We start from the raw sequence: 15902 nt of genomic DNA on the forward strand, positions 1-15902 counted from the left end.
ATGACGTGGTGGCAGGCGGCACTGTGGGGCTTGGCCGGCGGTGGAGCGGCCTCGGTGTGGTCCCTTTCTGTGGCTGTCGTGTCGGCCGGGTACACCTGGCCGTGGCGCAAGGAGGGCGAGTTGTGGCCGCGGCTGTTCGTGCTGGCCGTCGCGCTCGTGCTGGGGTCCGTGGTGGCCACCGCCGCGCACGATCAGATCAGCGGGCCATGGCCGGCCTTCATCTTCGGCATCGGCGCCCCCGCCACGATCCGAGGCATCCTCTCCGGCGTGGAGGCCGGACCACGACCCATGTCCGAAACACCTCAGGGCCGTCCCGCGACCGCACCTTCGCCACTGCCGCCCGTACACGAGGACGGGGATGTCCGTGAAGACGCGCCCTGACAGCCTGCTGGGGCGCCTCGCCGTGGCGGCCCGCCCGTCCCGCCCCTGGCTGCGCGTGCAGGCCTCCAACTGGTGGACCCGGGTGCTCCTGGCCGGTGGCGCTCGCCTCCGTCCTCTGGACGGCGCGGACCTGCGCACCGCGGACCTGACCGGCACGTACCTAAGAGGCGCAAACCTGCGCGGCGCCGACCTGCGCGGGGCGATCCTGCGCGGCGCGGACCTACGCGGCGCGCACCTGGAAGAGGCAGACCTGACTCGTGCGGACCTGCGCGGCGCGTATCTGATCGCCGCGAACTTGACCGGCGCGGATCTTACTCGTGCCGACCTGCGCGCCGTGGACCTGACCGGCGTGGACCTGACCCGCGCATGGTTGACCGGCGCACACCTGGTCCGCGCGGACCTGCCCGGCGCGATCCTGCCGGGCGCGGTCCTGGGCGGCGCAGACCTGGACGGCGCCGACCTGACCCGCGCGGACCTGCGGGGCACCGACCTGCGCGGCGCAATCCTGCGCAGCGCCGATCTGGACGCCGCGAACCTCGACAGAGCGAACCTGGACGGCGCGGACCTGGTGAACGTGACGTGGTCGGAGCGGACACGTTGGCCTGAGGCCGTTGCCGCGGTGATGCGGGAGCGGTCCGTGCCGATCGGCGGCGGCCGGTACCGCGTACAGGGTTCCGGGACCACCGGGGCGGATCTGCCCGTGCCTCCGGTCCCAGTGTCCTGACCATCGAGGCAGACGGGGCAACCGCTCCACGCCCAGGGTGTCGGCTCGCTGTCCGCCCGGAGGCTACTCGGGCGGGTGCATGCCGCCCGGTCACAGAACCATCCAGGACACCAGCGCGTAGTGCCGTGCATGGGACCGATCAATGACGCGCACGTGGCGGAGCCGGGGTTGGCTGTCGTGGAGGTCGCGGGCGTCGATGACGCGACCGTGATGGCCTTCCAGGACGCCGTCGCCCGGACATGGGGGGGCGGCCACGGCCGAGCGTTCGACGCGGAACGGGTCAGCCCGGCGTACGGATCCGCCTATACGCCGATCTCCGACAGGTGCTCCCCCGGCCTGTTGAGAGCTCCGGGATGGCGTGAGGCTGGCTCCGCTACTACGGGGGAAAGTGGCGGAGCCAGCCCGAGTCCACGGTGCCATACCCGCCTCCGACGCGCTCGCCCTCCGGGCGAAGTCGCTTTCGGGCGACACTGCAACGGCGGAACAGCCCTAGGAGGCGAGTTCGTCCAGGAGCTGGGGGCCGTTGTTACGGACGTTGTTGACGGCCGTGGAGACGGGACGGGCATCCAGGTGACCGCCGGCCGGCTGGCCGAGCAGGGCCCGCAGCTCGTCGGGGTCCTGGTGGGCGGGGTCGAGCCAGGCGTCGTAGTGCTCAGGAGTAAGAGCGAGCGGCATGCGGGGGTGGACGCGGCCGGCCGTGTCGGTGGCTTCGGTGGTGATGATGGTGCAGGTCATCAGCCAGGCGGCCGGGTCGTCGTCCTGTTTGACGGCCGGGTCGCGCCAGTATTCGTACAGACCGGCGAGCGCCATGACCTGGTCGTCTTCGGGGTGGATGAAGTACGGCTGCTTGCGCGCCTTGCCGGTGTTTGGGTCCTTGATCTGTTCCCATTCGTAGAAGCCGTCGGCGGGCAGCAGACAGCGGCGCCGGGTGAACGCGCGGCGGAATGCGGGCTTTTCGTGCACCGTCTCGACCCGCGCGTTGATCATCCGGGCGCCGATCTTCAGGTCCTTCGCCCAGGACGGGACCAGGCCCCAGCGCAGCGGCCGCAGAGCCCGCTCCACCGGCGCAGCGTCCTCCTTGTCGCGGGGTGCGCGTTCGAGGACCGCCCACACGTCGTTGGTCGGGGCGACGTTCCAGTTCGGCGCGAGCGTCTCCTTCGCAGGTACGTCGGGCACCTCGAAGAGCGGGGCCAACTCCTGCGGGCTGCGAGTGGATACGTATCGACCACACATAACGCCACTCTTGCACCGCCGCTACGTCGCGCAACCGTGCCGAGGCCGCGTTGCGTGAGGCGGCATCTGCTGGGGACGGCGTATGAATTGGAGGCTGGAGGCTGCTCGTCGCTCCCTCGTCTTCTCACAGCAGGCGGAAGACGCCGACCACCTTGCCGAGGATCCGCGCTTCGTCGCCGGGAATCGGCTCGTACGCCGGGTTACGCGGCATGAGCCACACCCGTCCGTCCTGGCGCCGCAGGACCTTCACGGTGGCCTCGTCCTCCAGGAGTGCGGCGACGATGTCGCCATGGTCGGCGCTGTCCTGCCGTTTGACGGTGACGATGTCACCGTCGCAGATCGCCGCGTCGATCATGGAGTCGCCGGAGACGGTCAGGGCGAAGACGTCCCCGTCGCTGCCGGTGATCTGCCGGGGAAGGGCATAGACGTCCTCGACGACCTCGTCGGCGAGCAAAGGGGCGCCGGCGGCGATCCGTCCAACGAGCGGTACCTCGACGGCCGTCTCGCTCCTGCTGCCGAGGTCGGGCGCCCAGGAGGGACGCACGCGGTATGCGCGAGGCGTGTGCGGGTCGCGGTAGAGGATCCCCTTACGCTCGAGCGCCATCAGCTGGTAGGCGACCGAGGAGGTACTGGCGAGGCCCACGGCCTGGCCGATTTCCCGCATCGACGGCGGATAGCCCTGACGGTCGACGGTCTCGGTGATGTAGCGGACGATGGCCGACTGGCGGTCGGTCAGCTCTCCCCCGGCGGTCTGCGGGCCCGGGGGTCGGCCCCGGCGCGGGGTTGTGCTGTTGTCCATGCCGGCACCTCCGTACAAGATCCGAAGACCGCGACCTTAACCCTCCACTCCCCATGAATGGAACACTCATTCGGCTCCCGGGCTGCCGCCGGGAAGCTTCGGGCGGGAACGTCAAAGGTGCGGGAGCCTGCACTCCACTCGCCTCCTCGCCCCTGTGATCACTCGCCGCCGCGGCACCGCGCGGGCCAGCACCGCACTCACCGGGCATCGGCGCATGAGGCCACGCTGGCGCTCACGGACGCGCAGCTGGACTCGTGCCCGTTCTGCCGTCCGGACACCGAGTTGCGGATTTCTCGGTCGACGGGCGGGTGCGGGTCGGTGCAGCCGGGATGATCCTGAGGTCATGGTGCAGCGTCCGGTGATCGTGTACCCGCCCGACGAGGAGGGCGGCCGCCGGGTACGCATCGACGGGGTGATCCTCGGCCGGGCCTTCCATGAGCGGGATGTGCTGGTGTTCCTGCGCCGTGCTGGACTGCCGGACTGGGACCAGGTCGACGTGGCTACGACGAAGTTGATCGAGTGGCGAGGTGGTGGCCCGGAGGTGTGGACGCACTGATGTGGCGGGCGTACGGTCGTGGTGCGTCGCCGAGCGGGGGGCACCCTCGACGGCCCGCCGATCCTTCGGGAACGGCGGGCCGCGCGCTACTCAGCGTCTGCGGTGGGCGGCGGTGGATACGAGCCCGGCGACGGGGCATGCGTACCTGGCCATCCGGGACACGGAAGGTGCCGTCGCGGCCGCTGTATCTGTGGCTGGCGTCTGCCGAGGAGTTCGGGGCGGACGGGGCCTCGGTCCTGAGATGGGGCCGTGCCTCACACAAAAGGTCATTCCGGGCGCGGAGTCGCCGCGTCGATGGGCCCGGGCTGTGACGGAGACTTTGACGACCGGGAAGACCCAGGTGGCTTCGTTGGTGAGGCTCACCTCAGCTGTCTGAGGATGTGATCCATGGCAGGGGCGGCAGGAGTCGAACCTGCGGCATCCGGTTTTGGAGACCGGCGCTCTGGCCATCTGAGCTACGCCGCTTTGGTGGGTGACAGCTTGGCATGACCAGCGGGTCTATCTCCAAGGGATTTCCGCCTGTTCAGGAGGGCGTAGGAGGTCGGCGGCCTTGCCGAGGGCCCGTAAGGGGTCATCGGCCGTCGCCTTCCAGCAGTTTTCCTTACCAAGAGCAGTGAGCACGTGAAAGACATGTGCGCGTCAATGGTGTCTTGTGTCACATAGTGCGCGCCCGGCGCAGGTGAGGATAGTCGTAGCCCTTGTCTGCGTGGAGCTTGTCCGGCCTGCGTCGCCGCCGTTGACGCACGTCAGCCCGCGAGGAACCCGACATCACGGGTTCAAGTTCAGTAGCGGAAGGCTAGTCGGGACGGCGACAAGGAAGCGGGTCAGGCGGTGACGCGGAGCGTCAGTTCCCGAAGCTGGCGGCCGGTGGCAGTGATGTTGTATCGGCGCGCGTTGGCGAGAGCCGTTTTGGTGAACGCCTTGCGTCTGTGGAAGTTCCGGCCCATCTCGTCCAGGACTACCGCCAGCGAGCGCGGGTCGCCGGGAGTGTAGGGAACACCAGCGGTGCCGAGGATTTCCCGCACACCGGGAAGATCGGAGTAGACAACCGGCAGTCCGTGGGCTTGGGCCTCAATGAGGACGAGTCCGAAAGCCTCCAGACCCTTGGTCGTGAAGACGAAGGCGTCGAAGTTCGGCAGGCGGCGCCATAGTTCGACACGTGGCAGGAACGGATCAAACTGAATCCGGTCGCGCAGCCCGAGTTCGAGGACCCGGTGTTCCAGATGCTCCCGCAACGTGCCTTCGCCTATCACAGTCAAGTGGTGGGGCTGGTCAGTCAAAGCGAGGGCTTCCACCGCAGTGATTGTGGATTTGTTGTCGTCCAGACGACCGGCGTGCACCAACGACAGTGGTCCGGATTCGCTAGGCGGTTGATCGCTTACCAGGGCATCGCTCAACGGGATGCCCCACGGGATGACGGTGAGACGATCGGTGAAACGGCCTCCGGTGAGATGGTCGATGCGGTCGGCGAGGGCGGCAGTCGGGGCGACGATAGCGGCGCTTGTGGCGGCTACTTCGATCAGACCTTCACGTTCCGCTGCGCTGCACTCGGCCGCCAGCACGTCGGGGCCGTGGGCGATGGCGATGACCGGGATGTTGCCAGCCGTTCGGGTGAATGCCTGGCTGAGAGCGAACCCGAGGTACTGGGCGTGAATGATGTTCGGCTGGATCTTCTCGATGAGCGCACCGACCTCACGCGTCAGCGCACCGACATAGGGAGCGAAGTCCGGGCCGTGGGGGTGTTTCGGCGTGGAGAGGGTGATCAGCTCATCAAAGGCACCCTTCCAAGTCTGATCGACCGGCTCCCTGCCCAGGAAGGTTGTGTGGATTTCAGGCATCGCGCCGTAGAGATCGTTAACGAGGATCATGCTCCCGGAGGAAGGCGCGGCAGGGCGGTTGATGCCGGTCAGGACGTTCAGGAGCTTGGCGGTCATGCGGAAACTCCATTGGATGTCCGTTGGGATGGACGGGAGACCAGGCCCCCAACTCGAATGGTGAGTCACCGGTGGAGTGCTGCATCTCGCGCCGGCGCGGTGACGCCCACCACGACGCCAGGTGCGGCGTGAAGTCGGCCGTGATCTCCTCGACCGGATGCACATAGCCCTTAGCGTCCGGTTTTGCGGTCCATGCTCTGACTGCCGACCGGGGGTAGACGGGATTGATCCCCATCTCTCCCTTGGGGAGGACTCCGTTGAAGGGGGTGGGCACTCCCTCGTTATTCCAGTAGTCCCATGCCTCCAGCGCCTTGGCCTTCTCGAAGCAGTGGTACAGGTGCTGGTAGCGAGGCATGTACCGAATCTCACGGAAGATCATCTGGCCGATCAGTCCAGGCGCTGCTTTGCGGAGCGTGCCGAGTCCGACGCCCTGGAAGCTGACCGATGCTGCGTCCTGGGACGGGTGCAGGGCGGTCCGGGCGAACAGGTGAGACAGGCGTCGCCGCACGTACTCGGCGACTCCCGGACCGAGAGCCGGTTCCAGGCCTTCGATGAGCTGGACGAGCCGCTGATGGCGCGGGTTGAACCTGGCCAGGTCGAACAACTGGTTCATGTCGTCCACGGCGGCGAAGGCGAGCCGTTTGTAGAGCAAGTTATTCAACTCTCCCGCCTGGGCGTAGATCTTGGTCTCCGCAGTGGCGGAGTGGAGCATCAGGTATTCGGACAGCACCTCGAAGTACAGGTAGCCGAGGAACGGAACATGGGCCACGGCGTCGGCCAGCTGGTCGATGAACTGAGGTGCCGCAGTGGCATGGCCGGCGGCGTTGCGCAGGGCGACGTCGAGGAACGGGGCGGCGGCGTGCAGTCCGGCCAGCACGGCGCGGCCGAGCCGGTCGTGTTCGGCCGGGGTGAGGAAGCTCTGGTAGCGCCGGTAGGTGCGCAGGTGGATGGCGCCGAGGTGCAGGTAGTCGATGCCCTTGGGCCGGATCGGGGCATCCGGGGTGACCTCGAAGATCATGGGGGTGGTGGAGGGTTTCGTCCGCAGCAGGTAGGCGCCGAGGTTGTGGGGGCGCAGTCCCTGGCGCTGGCTGGCGAGAGGTGAGCAGTACAGGGCACCGACCAGGCATCCGGTGGAGACGTGCAACTGCCGGCTGGTGCGGATGGCGTTGATGTCCTTGGTGGTGTGCAGCAGGTACATCGGCTGTCCGCTGACGAGCGCTTCGGTCATGGCGTTGTGCCGTATCAGCCAGCCGTTGGGGGTTGAGCGTTCCAGGTGGTGGCGCCAGTCACTCTCGCTTTCGGCCAGCGAGGCAGGCATGTGGCGCTGTGCGGGCAGGGTGTAGTCCGTGTGGGCGTGTTCCCATTCGTCGCGCAAGATAGCTCCTGGGGATTCAGAGTTGGCAGGGGTGGGGCGAGGAGCTAGAGAGTTTCTACGTTCGGTCCGGACAGGCGGTTTCGGCAGTCGAGGACGTAGGGCGCGTTGTTCTCGATCGTCGGGAGGTCGAAGCGTGCGTGGTCCATGAGGAGCACCACGGCGTCAGCGGCCGCGATCTCCTGTGCGCTCGCGTCCACCAGGGGCACCTTCAGCTGGTTGCGGTCGACTTCCGGGATGTTGGGGTCGGCGCCGCGGACCTCGGCGCCGAGGTCGATCAGGAGTTCGGCGACGCGTGCCGAGGGCGACTCGCGGAGGTCGGTGGCGTTGATCTTGTAGGTCAGGCCGAGCAGCAGGATCCGGGACCCGCTGACAGGCTTGTGGCGTCGGTCGAGTGCTGTCGTGAGGCGCCGAACGACGTAGTGGGGCATGTGGCGGTTCACGTCGTTGGCGAGTTCCACGAACCGGAATGGGACGCCGAGCTCCTGCTGGACCTTCCAGGAGAGGAACAACGGGTCGACGGGCAGGCAGTGCCCGCCGACTCCCGGGCCCGGGGTGAACCGCGTGAAGCCGAACGGCTTGGTGGCGGCCGCGTCGATCGCCTCCCAGATGTTTACGCCGAGGCCAGCGGCCAGCGTCGCCATCTCGTTGACCAGACAGACGTTGACGAACCGGAAGACGTTCTCGATCAGCTTGGCCATCTCGGCGACCCTGGTCCCGGACACCGGAACCGTGGTCTCAAAGATGCCGTCGTAGAACCCCTTGATCGCATCGAGTGACGCGGCGTCGATGCCGGACACCAATTTGGGCGTCCCGGCGAACGACCACCTCTTGTTCCCCGGAGCGATGCGTTCGGGACTGAATCCCGCCAGAAAGTCCACCCCGCCTCTGAGGCCCGAGGTCGTCTCCAGGATCGGCACCAGCAGCTCCTCGGTGGTACCGGGATAGGACGTGGACTCCAAGACCACCGTCGCGCCGCGGCGAAGGTGCGCGCCCAGCGTCCGGGCGCAGGCCTCGATGTAGGTCAGGTCGGGCACGCCGTCCCGCAGCGGAGTCGGCACGGTGATCACCGCGATGTCGAAGCCGGCCAGCGCGGCAGCGTCGGTGGTCGCCGCGTAGGCCCCAGAATCCAGCACGGCGCGGACCCGAGAGGAGGTCACGTCCTGCACATACGACTCACCGGCGATGAGTCGCTTGATACGGTGCGGGTCCACGTCGTAGCCGACGACACGGTGACCCACCTCGGCGGCGCGCACGGCCAGAGGCAGCCCCACATAGCCTTGACCAGCGACAACGACGTCCATGACAACTCCAACCTGGGTAAGGAACATGGCAGTGCCCCTGGTTTCCGTGGTGATGCCGGTCCACAATTCGGCCGCCACTCTTGGCGCGTCGGTGCGCTCCGTGCTCGCGCAGACCCACACCGACGTGGAACTGCTGGTCACCGACGATGCGTCCACCGACGGCTCCATGGACCTGCTGCAGGACCTGGCCCGCCAGGACGAGCGCGTGCGCCCGCAGGCGGCGCCCGAGCAGGGTGGCGCGGCCAGGGCCCGCAACCTCGCCCTGGCGCGGGCACAGGGGGATTTCGTGGCGTTCCTGGACAGCGACGACATGTGGCTGCCCGGCAAGGTGGAGCGGCAGCTCGCGTTCGCCGCCGGAGGCGATGCTCCACTGACGTTCACCTCCTACTACAAGGTCGCTGGCGACTACACGGGCGAGGCCAGCGACTTCACGCCGAACGGGCGGGTGGTCGCGGCACGAGAACGGGTGACGTACCGGGACATGCTGGTGCAGGACCACATCGGGGCCCTGACCGCCATGTACGACCGGACGGTGCTGGGCACGAGGCTGATGCCGGACATGCCGAAGCGGCAGGACTACGCGCTGTGGCTGTCGATCATGAGGGACGGGCACCCCGCCCGGGGCCTGCAAGAACCACTGGCGATCTACCGGGCCGGCCGGGCGGGGTCGCTGTCCTCGAACAAGCTGGCGCTGGTGGAGCACAACTGGCGGCTATACCGAAAACACGAACGTCTCTCGGTGCCGCGGTCCGCGCTGGCGCTGTCCGGGGCGGTGTGGCACTCGCTACGCAAGTCCCGGATCTAGAGCTGCCCGGCGGGCGATCGTTCCCAGGTGGTGCTCGGCCGTGCCGCGTGCTCGACGACATGCCCCGAGGCGGAACTCGGCGGGTCCCCTTGCGGTGGGCCGGCTACCCGGCTGAGCCGGCGTCGTCCCTGGCGTGCAGGAACAGCTGGAGGAGCAGCCGCCGGTCGGCGGCGGGGGCGGTCTCCTGACCGCGGTGGAGTGCCTCCCGGCCGTGCAGGAAGCGGCGCTGGTTCACGATGAGGTAGTCCCCGGGCTGGAGCATGAAGGAGATCTGACCCCGGACGAGTTCCTCGGCGAGCTCCCTGGCGGCGTCGGCGTGCGCCTGGCCGAGCTCGGACCTCTTCAGCATCTTGGCGGTGAACCGGACGAACCCCTCCTCCGGGTTGGAACCGTCCAGAATCGGGAACGGCTTGTACTCGTCGCCGACGCCGTGCAGGTCGAAGAAGGTCCCGTAGTGGTAGGCGGTCTCGGCCAGGAGGGCGCGGCTGTTCTCCGACAGCCGCGCCACCGCGGCGTGGGCGTCGGAAAGGATGCTGAGGCCGCCGCCGAGCCGGTCGGGGCGGACGCACAAAAGCGTGGTGTAGTCCGGGGGCCGGGTCGCGTTCACCAGGTCCATGTGGAACGCGTTGTACCCGATGCCGCTGGACTGGCCCGGGTCTTTGTCGACCTTGACCCCGATGTCCTTCCACAGGGGCCACCGCGGGAAGGGCGAGAAGGGGATCGCCACCTCGGCCGCGAAGGCCGTCACCAGCCGCAGGAAGTGGTCGCCGTCAATCCCCAGCGCCTTGGCCAGGTTGCCCAGGCGCAGCACGGCGTATCCGCCGCCCTCTCCGGTCAGTACCTGGCGCAGCGTCGCGGCGGTCTCCTCGAACCGCGGGGCGGCCGTCAGCTGGGTCCGGTACTCCCTCATGGTGGACTGCGCCAGGAACGAACCGTCCAGTTCCCCGGGAGGGAGAGAACGGTCGACCAGAGCGGCTTCGAGTTCGCTCGGGATGTCGATGGATGCGCCGGGCTGTGTCGTTCGGGTGCTGGGCACGCGGCCTCCTGTGGTGTTCTGCCACCCCATCTGCTGCGACTCCACAAGAATGGGCTCAACTGTTCGATCTCGTCGACCAGTTGGAGGGGGTCCCCGGGGGGTCCCGCGCCCGCCGAGACGTCACCGTGCGAGTGCGCTGAGTGTTTGGATAGAGGTGTGGAAGAGACCACCCGTCACCCGCTGGTTGTGGCACGCCTCGCGCGTGGCATGACGATGGAGGACCTCGTCTCCGGCATCCGGGCCGCGGCCACCCGGCGCGGGCTGCGCTCCGGCACCGACGAGGCACGGGTGCGCAAATGGCAGCGCGGCGTCGAACCCAACGAGGAATCCCAGATCTACATCGCCGAAGCGCTCGGCTGGCCCGCGGACATCGTCCGCGCCGACGACTGGCCGAACTGGGTGCCGCTCACCGCCGACGGCGTGGTCCCGCTCGGACCGGCCAGTTTCGTGCCCGCCCTCAGAGAGGCCCTGCGATCAGCGATGGACCGCCGCACCTTCTTCACCATCTCCGGCGCCGCCCTGTCCGCGCTGGCCTCGGACTGGGCCCTCGGCCCCGCCGCGGTCCTCGCCCAGGCCCGCGACGGCAAACCGATCGGCGAGGACTTCGTCGCCTACCTGGAGAGCTCCACCCGGCACCTCGCCTCGCTCCCCACCGAGCAGCGTCAGCACACTGCCATGCTGCTGGACGCCCACCTGTCCACGGTGACCGAACTCCTCGAGCACGGCCGCTACGCGCCGGCACTCGGGCTGCGCCTGCACACCCTGGCCGCCTCCCTGTCCCAGACCGTCGCCTGGCACCGCTTCGATCTCGGCCGTCACACCCACGCCAGCCAGAACTGGATTGCCGGCCTGCACAACGCCCACGCGGCCGGGGACCACGACATGGGTGCTGGCCTCTTGAGCGACCTCGCCTACCAGGCTGCCTGGCGGGGCGACCACACCACCGCGGCCAGCATCCTGCATCACGCGCTGACGCGCGCCCAGCACCCCGCCGCCCGCTGCTTACTCCAGCTGCGCCTCGCCCGTACCCTCGCCGCACACGACGGCCGGAACGAACGGCGTGCCGTGCTGGGAGCCCTTGCCGCAGCGGAAAGACACCTGAGTGACGCTGGCGGCGACCGGCCCGCATGGTGCGCTTGGGTGTCCGAAGCCGATCTCGCCGTGGACACCGGCCAGGCCCTCGTGGACCTCGGCGACCTCGGCCGCGCCCACCGACTCATCACCGAGGGCGAAAGCCTCCTGACGCCGGCCCGGGACAAAACCCGCGGCGTGTTCCTCGCCTACCGCGCCGCGACCTACCTCGATCTGAAGGAACCTGAGCCTGCCGCGGCCGCCGCCACGGAATCCCTCCACCTGGCCCGCCGGATCGGAGCCCCCCGCTGCGTGCAGCTTGTCGACAACCTCCTCCCCCGCTTTCAGCGCTACCAGGACGCGCAGGGCGTCGCGGAACTCCTCCAGCTCGCTGCCGCCTAAGAGCAGACATAGCGTGGATGCAGCGCCGCTCGATCCTGGGAGCCTGCCATGGACGAGGCGAACCCCCATCCGCCTGGGCCTGCCAGCCAGCCGGCTACTCCGCCGACACCGCCTCGCACACCCATCCCTGTGACACGGCTGGAGGCGAGTGATCGCCGGTCTCGCAGTTCCCGGGCCGCATCCATCGCCTACTGGACTTCAGCCGGCGGTGGACCAGGCACGCAATTGCGCGGCGACCTCCTGCACGGGGGCGCCCTTGTGTTTGGCGCGCATGACGAGCGCGAGGGCTTCCTCCGGCTCGTAGTGCAGGGTGACGCCGTTGGTGTTCAGGAATGTCTCGGCGACCAGCCAGGCGAAAAATTCGTTCCTCGCCTCGAGCGGTTCGTGCAGGGCGATGGTCTCCAGCATGGCCGCGGCCTTGAGCCAGTCGCTGGCATAGACATCGCGGCCCATGTAGTGGGCCTGAACCCGGGCGCAGACGGCGTCCAGGACGCCCAGGTCGAGGCAGGCCGGGTCGCCCGGGAGGGTCTGCGTGATCTGCAGGAGCTCTTGCGGGGTGAGGAATCGGGTCACGCGGCGTGACCGTGCCGGGCGTCGTGCAGGTCACGGCTGCCCAGCGGCGCCGGGTCGGGCCAAGACGCCGCTCCGGAGTCGGCCGTGGGGGTGCCCTGAGTGGCGAAGACCTCCGCAAGCTGCGGGACGCGGTCACGGGTTCGGCTGAGGGCCTTGAGGAACGGGTCATCGGCGGCCGTGAGCGCCGCGTCGCGGACGAAGTCCTCGGGCGTCTTGCCGACGATGTTCGCGGCCGCCTCGACGCGCGCGTACTCTTCCGGCTCGAAGGGCGGCACCTGAGATCCGTTCTGGTCCATACGAGCGACGGTACCAGCGTTTCCGACCTTCGTCCGAGGGTCTGTGAGGGCCAGGGAGCGCAGTTAGGCGCTGCGTGGCCGGCGCCCCGCCGTCTTCTTCGTGGCCTTCTTCGCCGCGGTCTTCTTGGCCGGTTGCTTCTTCGCGGTCTTCTTCTTCGGCATCTGATGGACGTCGGCGTCCTCGCCGCGGGAGGCCTTGGCCTGATGGACGGACTCGGTGAGGGCTGCCATGAGATCAAGGACTTGGCCCGGCTGCTCGGGCTCCGGGGCCTGGGGCAGCGGCTTGTCTTCCCGCTTCGCCTCGATGATCTTCGCCATGGCTTCGGTGTAGGCGTCGGTGAACTCGGGCCCTTCGAGGTCGTCCTGGGTCATGCCGTCGATGAGGGCGAGGGCCCCCTCGATCTCCTCCTCGGACACCTTCTCATTGGGCGGGTCGACGGCGGCTGGATCACGGATTTCGTCGGGCCAGCGCATCGCGTGCAGAACGATCGCATTTTCGCGTACCCGCAGCAGGCCCAGGCGTTCCCGGCCGGACCAGGCGTACTTGGCGATCGCCACCTTCGACGACCGGCCGAGGGCTTCCCGCAGCAGCTTGTACGGCTTCGCCGCCACCTGTCCGTCCGGCACCAGGTAGTAGCCTTCGGCGATACGGATCGGATCGATCGACTCCAGCGGCACGAAGGCCTGGATCTCGATGGCCTTGGCGGTCGGCAGCGGCAGCTCCCGCAGCTCCGCATCCGAGATCGCCACCACCTGGTCCTTGGCGTACTCGTAGCCCTTGCCGATCTCCGACTGGGCGACCTCCCTCTCCTCCAGCTCACACACCTTCCGCACCCGCACCCGGCCCATGTCCGCCAGGTGGAACTGGATCGCATGGTTCTCGGTGGCGGACGCAACATGGATAGGGACGGTCACCAAGCCGAAGCTGATCGCACCGCTCCAGATCGTTCGGGGTATGGCAAAACCTCCGCAGGAGCCCCGAGCACGTCCAGCCTACGAGCGGCACGGTTGCCCCGCATGCGCTCTGGCACCCCTGCGCGCACGCTGGTGCCATGGCCAGCACCCAGCCCATTGTGGTTTACCCGCCTGCTGAGGACGGCGGCTGGCGGATGCGTGTGGACGACCGGCTCGTCGGGATGGCGTACGGGCTGCCGGACATCGTCGGCTTCTTGCGCCTGGCGGGGCTGGAGTCCCCGTCCCGCAGTCGGGACTCCAGCTCGCGGCAGCCGGGAGAGTCGGCGTTCAGCACGACGATGCCGTCCGGCCCGAGGCCCCGCACGAACTCCTCGAACACGCCCAAGTAGTCCACCGGCCTGGCGTAGTTCTCCGGGTGGTCGTACCCGATGTTCGTCACGACCGCCACGTCCACGCCCACGCCCACGCCCACGCCGAGGAGCGTGCGGTCCGACTCGTCGATCTCGGCGACGAACAGGCCGCTCTCGCCGCCCGCGCGGCCTCCGCTGCCGGGCTCTTCCAGGTCGGCGCCCACCATGTACGACGGGTTCTGTCCCATGCGGCTCAACGTGACGGCCAGCATGCCCGCTGTGCTGGACTTTCCGTGCGTGCCCAGCACCCCGACCGCCTTGTGCCCGGCCATCAGGGCGCTCAGCGCCGCGGAACGGTGGACCACGGGAACGCCCCGCTCCCGGGCCGCCAGGATCTCCGGGTTGTCTGGTGCGATGGCGTGCGTGAACACCAGCGCGGTCGCATCCGCCGGCAGGTGCTCTGCAGCGTGCCCCGTGCGCACGGTCACGCCCAGCCGTGCCAGATTCTTCACTTGCTCCGAGGCCCCGACGTCGCTGCCGGAGACGGCGAATCCGCGTTCTGCACACACACGCGCCACGGGCAGCATGCCCGTTCCGCCGATCCCGACGAAGTGCGGGCGCGTCAGGTCAACCGGCTCACCCGTCGGCACGCTCGGAACGACTTTGGGGACTGCGGTCTCTGCCATGAAACAGCCTCCTCGAAGGCGGTGGCACCGCCTCAACTGGCCACCGTCGCCCACTGGTTGGGCGGCACACCGTCACCGTCCCGCTTCATGCCTTCCGGTCTCTAGCGCCTGTGGGGCCGGCCCGACGTGCGCAAACGGTGGGTCCTGCGCCAGCGCAACGAGACCTCCGTACGCGAGATCTCCGACGCACTCGCCTGGAGCGTCGCAGCCAGTCTGGACCGCATCCTGCCCACCGACATCCTCGGCCCCACCATCGAAGGCACCGTCCTCAACGACTTCGCCGAGTCCATCGAACTCCACGAACACGGCAACAGCACGAGGAAGGGGACACGAAAGGACCCGTCCTGGTACCACCTCAGCCTGACCATCCCCGTGGCGAAGATGCTGGACTGGTACATCCGCCACCACCCGTCATCCGCCTACTGGTACATCGGCGAGATCATGCGCCAGGCCCGCAACCGGTGGGATGTCCCGCCCACGGAGACGCTGCGCACTCTGCGCCAGGCGCTCTCCCTCGACGGTGAGCTGAGCCAGGAAGCGCGCGACACCTACTTCGCGCTCCTCGCACCACGCGAAGACATCGACGACTGACCAAAGCCAGAAGGGGTGTCGGAGCCAATGCCAGTGGCTCCGACACCCCGCACGTGAGCGTATCCACTCCGGAACCTTGGAGCTCGTCCCGGCCGCGAGTGCCGACGGCTCCCAGACTGGGTAGCCACCGCGGCGCGAGTGCCTCTGCCCGCGTGCTCGGCGAGCACTACTCCTCTTCGATCACTGCCGTCGCTGTGACAGAGCCCGCTGAAAGCGAGACTCGTGGCTGCCCGGCACCGTGCACGGCCGTCCCGCCGGAGCCTTGCAGGTGGGGCAGGGCACGTGGGACACGCTCCGGGCCAGGTCCTCGGTCGTAGTGCTGCTCCCGTTCGTCGTCATCGGGTGATGACCAGCCCGATAACCATGCCCATCAGAGTCACGCCGCCCAACGCAACGACCACAGGTTCGGCCCATGCTGGGTGACGGTGCACAAGGAAGGCGAGACCAGCAAAAATGATGAAGCCGACCAGGACGAGGAGCAGGCCAACGAGAATCGCGAGCGTGGACACAGTAGTGCTCTCCAACGGTTCCAGGACACGCGGCCTACGCCCGGGATCGTCTGGCCGAGCGGCAACTGGTGCCGATGTGCATGCTGTTGCCCCAGACAGACGACGAGGACCACTGCGTCGTTACAAGCAGGTGCACTTGGTCCTGCGGGATCCGGGAAGTGGCCGCACTCCCCTTGGACCGACCTCGCGGGTTTGTCCATGTCCGCACCTGTGGTGGCACGACCGCGCCGCAGCTGAGCTCGGTCATGGATCATGTAGTCCACCACGCGGGCACAACGGGTGTCAGCCAACCTATGCCCCGCCGGTCCGGCTTCGGTCGCTCGCTGCGGGCGGTCAGGCCGAAGGGCGATGTCTGGTCGTCCTCT

The 15902-nt window shown here is 68.4% G+C and carries 19 protein-coding genes, 1 tRNA gene and 1 pseudogene; 9 read left to right on the forward strand and 12 right to left on the reverse strand.

What is annotated here, in order from left to right; all coding sequences use genetic code 11:
• From ABZ880_RS39100 to ABZ880_RS39115, 4 genes and pseudogenes are all read left to right on the forward strand, one after another.
• Positions 1–381: a hypothetical protein gene (locus ABZ880_RS39100; RefSeq protein ID WP_361273436.1), complete on the forward strand. Its 381-nt coding sequence runs from the start codon at positions 1–3 to the stop codon at positions 379–381.
• On the forward strand, positions 365–1105 hold the full coding sequence (locus tag ABZ880_RS39105; RefSeq protein WP_361273439.1) for a pentapeptide repeat-containing protein: 741 nt from the start codon (positions 365–367) through the stop codon (positions 1103–1105). The genes ABZ880_RS39100 and ABZ880_RS39105 overlap by 17 nt, the downstream gene beginning before the upstream one ends.
• A 129-nt stretch (positions 1106–1234) precedes the next feature.
• Positions 1235–1297 (forward strand): annotated as a pseudogene (locus ABZ880_RS39110) (DUF6207 family protein); the annotation flags it as partial.
• Between the two features lie 47 nt (positions 1298–1344).
• On the forward strand, positions 1345–1467 hold the full coding sequence (locus tag ABZ880_RS39115) for a DUF6207 family protein (RefSeq protein WP_361273442.1): 123 nt from the start codon (positions 1345–1347) through the stop codon (positions 1465–1467).
• A gap of 127 nt (positions 1468–1594) precedes the next feature.
• Here ABZ880_RS39115 and ABZ880_RS39120 read toward each other — a convergent pair whose 3' ends face one another.
• Positions 1595–2338, reverse strand: a complete 744-nt coding sequence (locus ABZ880_RS39120; RefSeq protein WP_361273444.1) for an SOS response-associated peptidase — start codon at positions 2336–2338, stop codon at positions 1595–1597.
• 124 nt (positions 2339–2462) lie between these two features.
• A complete protein-coding gene (lexA, locus tag ABZ880_RS39125; RefSeq protein ID WP_361273447.1) occupies positions 2463–3137 on the reverse strand; it encodes a transcriptional repressor LexA in 675 nt (224 codons plus the stop codon).
• A gap of 57 nt (positions 3138–3194) precedes the next feature.
• Here lexA and ABZ880_RS39130 point away from each other — a divergent pair, with 57 nt between their 5' ends.
• On the forward strand, positions 3195–3470 hold the full coding sequence (locus ABZ880_RS39130; protein ID WP_361273449.1) for a DUF6233 domain-containing protein: 276 nt from the start codon (positions 3195–3197) through the stop codon (positions 3468–3470).
• Between the two features lie 10 nt (positions 3471–3480).
• A complete protein-coding gene (locus tag ABZ880_RS39135) occupies positions 3481–3693 on the forward strand; it encodes a hypothetical protein (protein WP_361273452.1) in 213 nt (70 codons plus the stop codon).
• A gap of 388 nt (positions 3694–4081) precedes the next feature.
• On the opposite strand, the gene ABZ880_RS39140 is transcribed toward ABZ880_RS39135, so the two are convergent.
• The 4 genes from ABZ880_RS39140 to ABZ880_RS39155 all read right to left on the reverse strand — a co-directional run bounded on the left by ABZ880_RS39140 (position 4082) and on the right by ABZ880_RS39155 (position 8303).
• Positions 4082–4158 (reverse strand) — tRNA-Trp (locus ABZ880_RS39140).
• A gap of 359 nt (positions 4159–4517) precedes the next feature.
• Entirely contained in the window at positions 4518–5627 is a 1110-nt protein-coding gene (locus tag ABZ880_RS39145) for a glycosyltransferase family 4 protein (RefSeq protein WP_361273455.1), read from the reverse strand.
• Positions 5548–7002, reverse strand: a complete 1455-nt coding sequence (locus tag ABZ880_RS39150) for a hypothetical protein (protein WP_361273457.1) — start codon at positions 7000–7002, stop codon at positions 5548–5550. Before ABZ880_RS39150 ends, ABZ880_RS39145 begins: the two co-directional genes overlap by 80 nt.
• Positions 7003–7046: 44 nt before the next feature.
• Complete coding sequence (locus tag ABZ880_RS39155) at positions 7047–8303, reverse strand: nucleotide sugar dehydrogenase (RefSeq protein ID WP_361273459.1); 1257 nt, start codon at positions 8301–8303, stop codon at positions 7047–7049.
• A gap of 31 nt (positions 8304–8334) precedes the next feature.
• Between ABZ880_RS39155 and ABZ880_RS39160 the strand changes: the two genes are divergently transcribed.
• On the forward strand, positions 8335–9108 hold the full coding sequence (locus ABZ880_RS39160) for a glycosyltransferase family A protein (protein ID WP_361273461.1): 774 nt from the start codon (positions 8335–8337) through the stop codon (positions 9106–9108).
• A gap of 103 nt (positions 9109–9211) precedes the next feature.
• Here the strand turns inward: ABZ880_RS39160 and ABZ880_RS39165 are convergent, their stop codons facing one another.
• Positions 9212–10144, reverse strand: a complete 933-nt coding sequence (locus ABZ880_RS39165; RefSeq protein ID WP_361273463.1) for a TauD/TfdA family dioxygenase — start codon at positions 10142–10144, stop codon at positions 9212–9214.
• Between the two features lie 156 nt (positions 10145–10300).
• Between ABZ880_RS39165 and ABZ880_RS39170 the strand changes: the two genes are divergently transcribed.
• Positions 10301–11617, forward strand: a complete 1317-nt coding sequence (locus ABZ880_RS39170; RefSeq protein ID WP_361273465.1) for an XRE family transcriptional regulator — start codon at positions 10301–10303, stop codon at positions 11615–11617.
• A 198-nt stretch (positions 11618–11815) separates the two neighbouring features.
• Here the strand turns inward: ABZ880_RS39170 and ABZ880_RS39175 are convergent, their stop codons facing one another.
• The 4 genes from ABZ880_RS39175 to ABZ880_RS39190 form a co-directional block, all read right to left on the reverse strand.
• Complete coding sequence (locus tag ABZ880_RS39175; RefSeq protein WP_361273467.1) at positions 11816–12190, reverse strand: fic family toxin-antitoxin system, toxin component; 375 nt, start codon at positions 12188–12190, stop codon at positions 11816–11818.
• The gene (locus tag ABZ880_RS39180) at positions 12187–12486 is read right to left on the reverse strand and encodes a hypothetical protein (RefSeq protein WP_361273469.1); all 300 of its coding nucleotides are present in this window, start codon (positions 12484–12486) and stop codon (positions 12187–12189) included. The genes ABZ880_RS39175 and ABZ880_RS39180 overlap by 4 nt, the downstream gene beginning before the upstream one ends.
• A gap of 63 nt (positions 12487–12549) precedes the next feature.
• Entirely contained in the window at positions 12550–13443 is an 894-nt protein-coding gene (locus ABZ880_RS39185) for a Ku protein (RefSeq protein WP_361273541.1), read from the reverse strand.
• Between the two features lie 121 nt (positions 13444–13564).
• Positions 13565–14437: a Mur ligase domain-containing protein gene (locus tag ABZ880_RS39190; protein ID WP_361273471.1), complete on the reverse strand. Its 873-nt coding sequence runs from the start codon at positions 14435–14437 to the stop codon at positions 13565–13567.
• A gap of 126 nt (positions 14438–14563) precedes the next feature.
• Here ABZ880_RS39190 and ABZ880_RS39195 point away from each other — a divergent pair, with 126 nt between their 5' ends.
• Positions 14564–15028, forward strand: a complete 465-nt coding sequence (locus ABZ880_RS39195) for a hypothetical protein (protein ID WP_361273473.1) — start codon at positions 14564–14566, stop codon at positions 15026–15028.
• Positions 15029–15363: 335 nt separating this feature from the next.
• Here ABZ880_RS39195 and ABZ880_RS39200 read toward each other — a convergent pair whose 3' ends face one another.
• A complete protein-coding gene (locus tag ABZ880_RS39200) occupies positions 15364–15537 on the reverse strand; it encodes a hypothetical protein (protein ID WP_361273475.1) in 174 nt (57 codons plus the stop codon).
• Between the last annotated feature and the right edge of the window lie 365 nt (positions 15538–15902).

The sequence above is a fragment of the Streptomyces sp. NPDC047043 genome (genome assembly GCF_040644055.1).
GTDB lineage: Bacteria > Actinomycetota > Actinomycetes > Streptomycetales > Streptomycetaceae > Streptomyces.

Bases quoted from the DNA above. Each gene is read 5' to 3' on its own strand.
- ABZ880_RS39100 (WP_361273436.1), top strand. From the start codon at position 1: ATGACGTGGTGGCAGGCGGCACTGTGGGGCTTGGCCGGCGGTGGAGCG.
- ABZ880_RS39115 (WP_361273442.1), top strand. From the start codon at position 1,345: ATGGGGGGGCGGCCACGGCCGAGCGTTCGACGCGGAACGGGTCAGCCC.
- ABZ880_RS39120 (WP_361273444.1), bottom strand. From the start codon at position 2,338: ATGTGTGGTCGATACGTATCCACTCGCAGCCCGCAGGAGTTGGCCCCG.
- lexA (WP_361273447.1), bottom strand. From the start codon at position 3,137: ATGGACAACAGCACAACCCCGCGCCGGGGCCGACCCCCGGGCCCGCAG.
- ABZ880_RS39130 (WP_361273449.1), top strand. From the start codon at position 3,195: ATGGAACACTCATTCGGCTCCCGGGCTGCCGCCGGGAAGCTTCGGGCG.
- ABZ880_RS39135 (WP_361273452.1), top strand. From the start codon at position 3,481: ATGGTGCAGCGTCCGGTGATCGTGTACCCGCCCGACGAGGAGGGCGGC.
- ABZ880_RS39145 (WP_361273455.1), bottom strand. From the start codon at position 5,627: ATGACCGCCAAGCTCCTGAACGTCCTGACCGGCATCAACCGCCCTGCC.
- ABZ880_RS39155 (WP_361273459.1), bottom strand. From the start codon at position 8,303: ATGGACGTCGTTGTCGCTGGTCAAGGCTATGTGGGGCTGCCTCTGGCC.
- ABZ880_RS39180 (WP_361273469.1), bottom strand. From the start codon at position 12,486: ATGGACCAGAACGGATCTCAGGTGCCGCCCTTCGAGCCGGAAGAGTAC.
- ABZ880_RS39190 (WP_361273471.1), bottom strand. From the start codon at position 14,437: ATGGCAGAGACCGCAGTCCCCAAAGTCGTTCCGAGCGTGCCGACGGGT.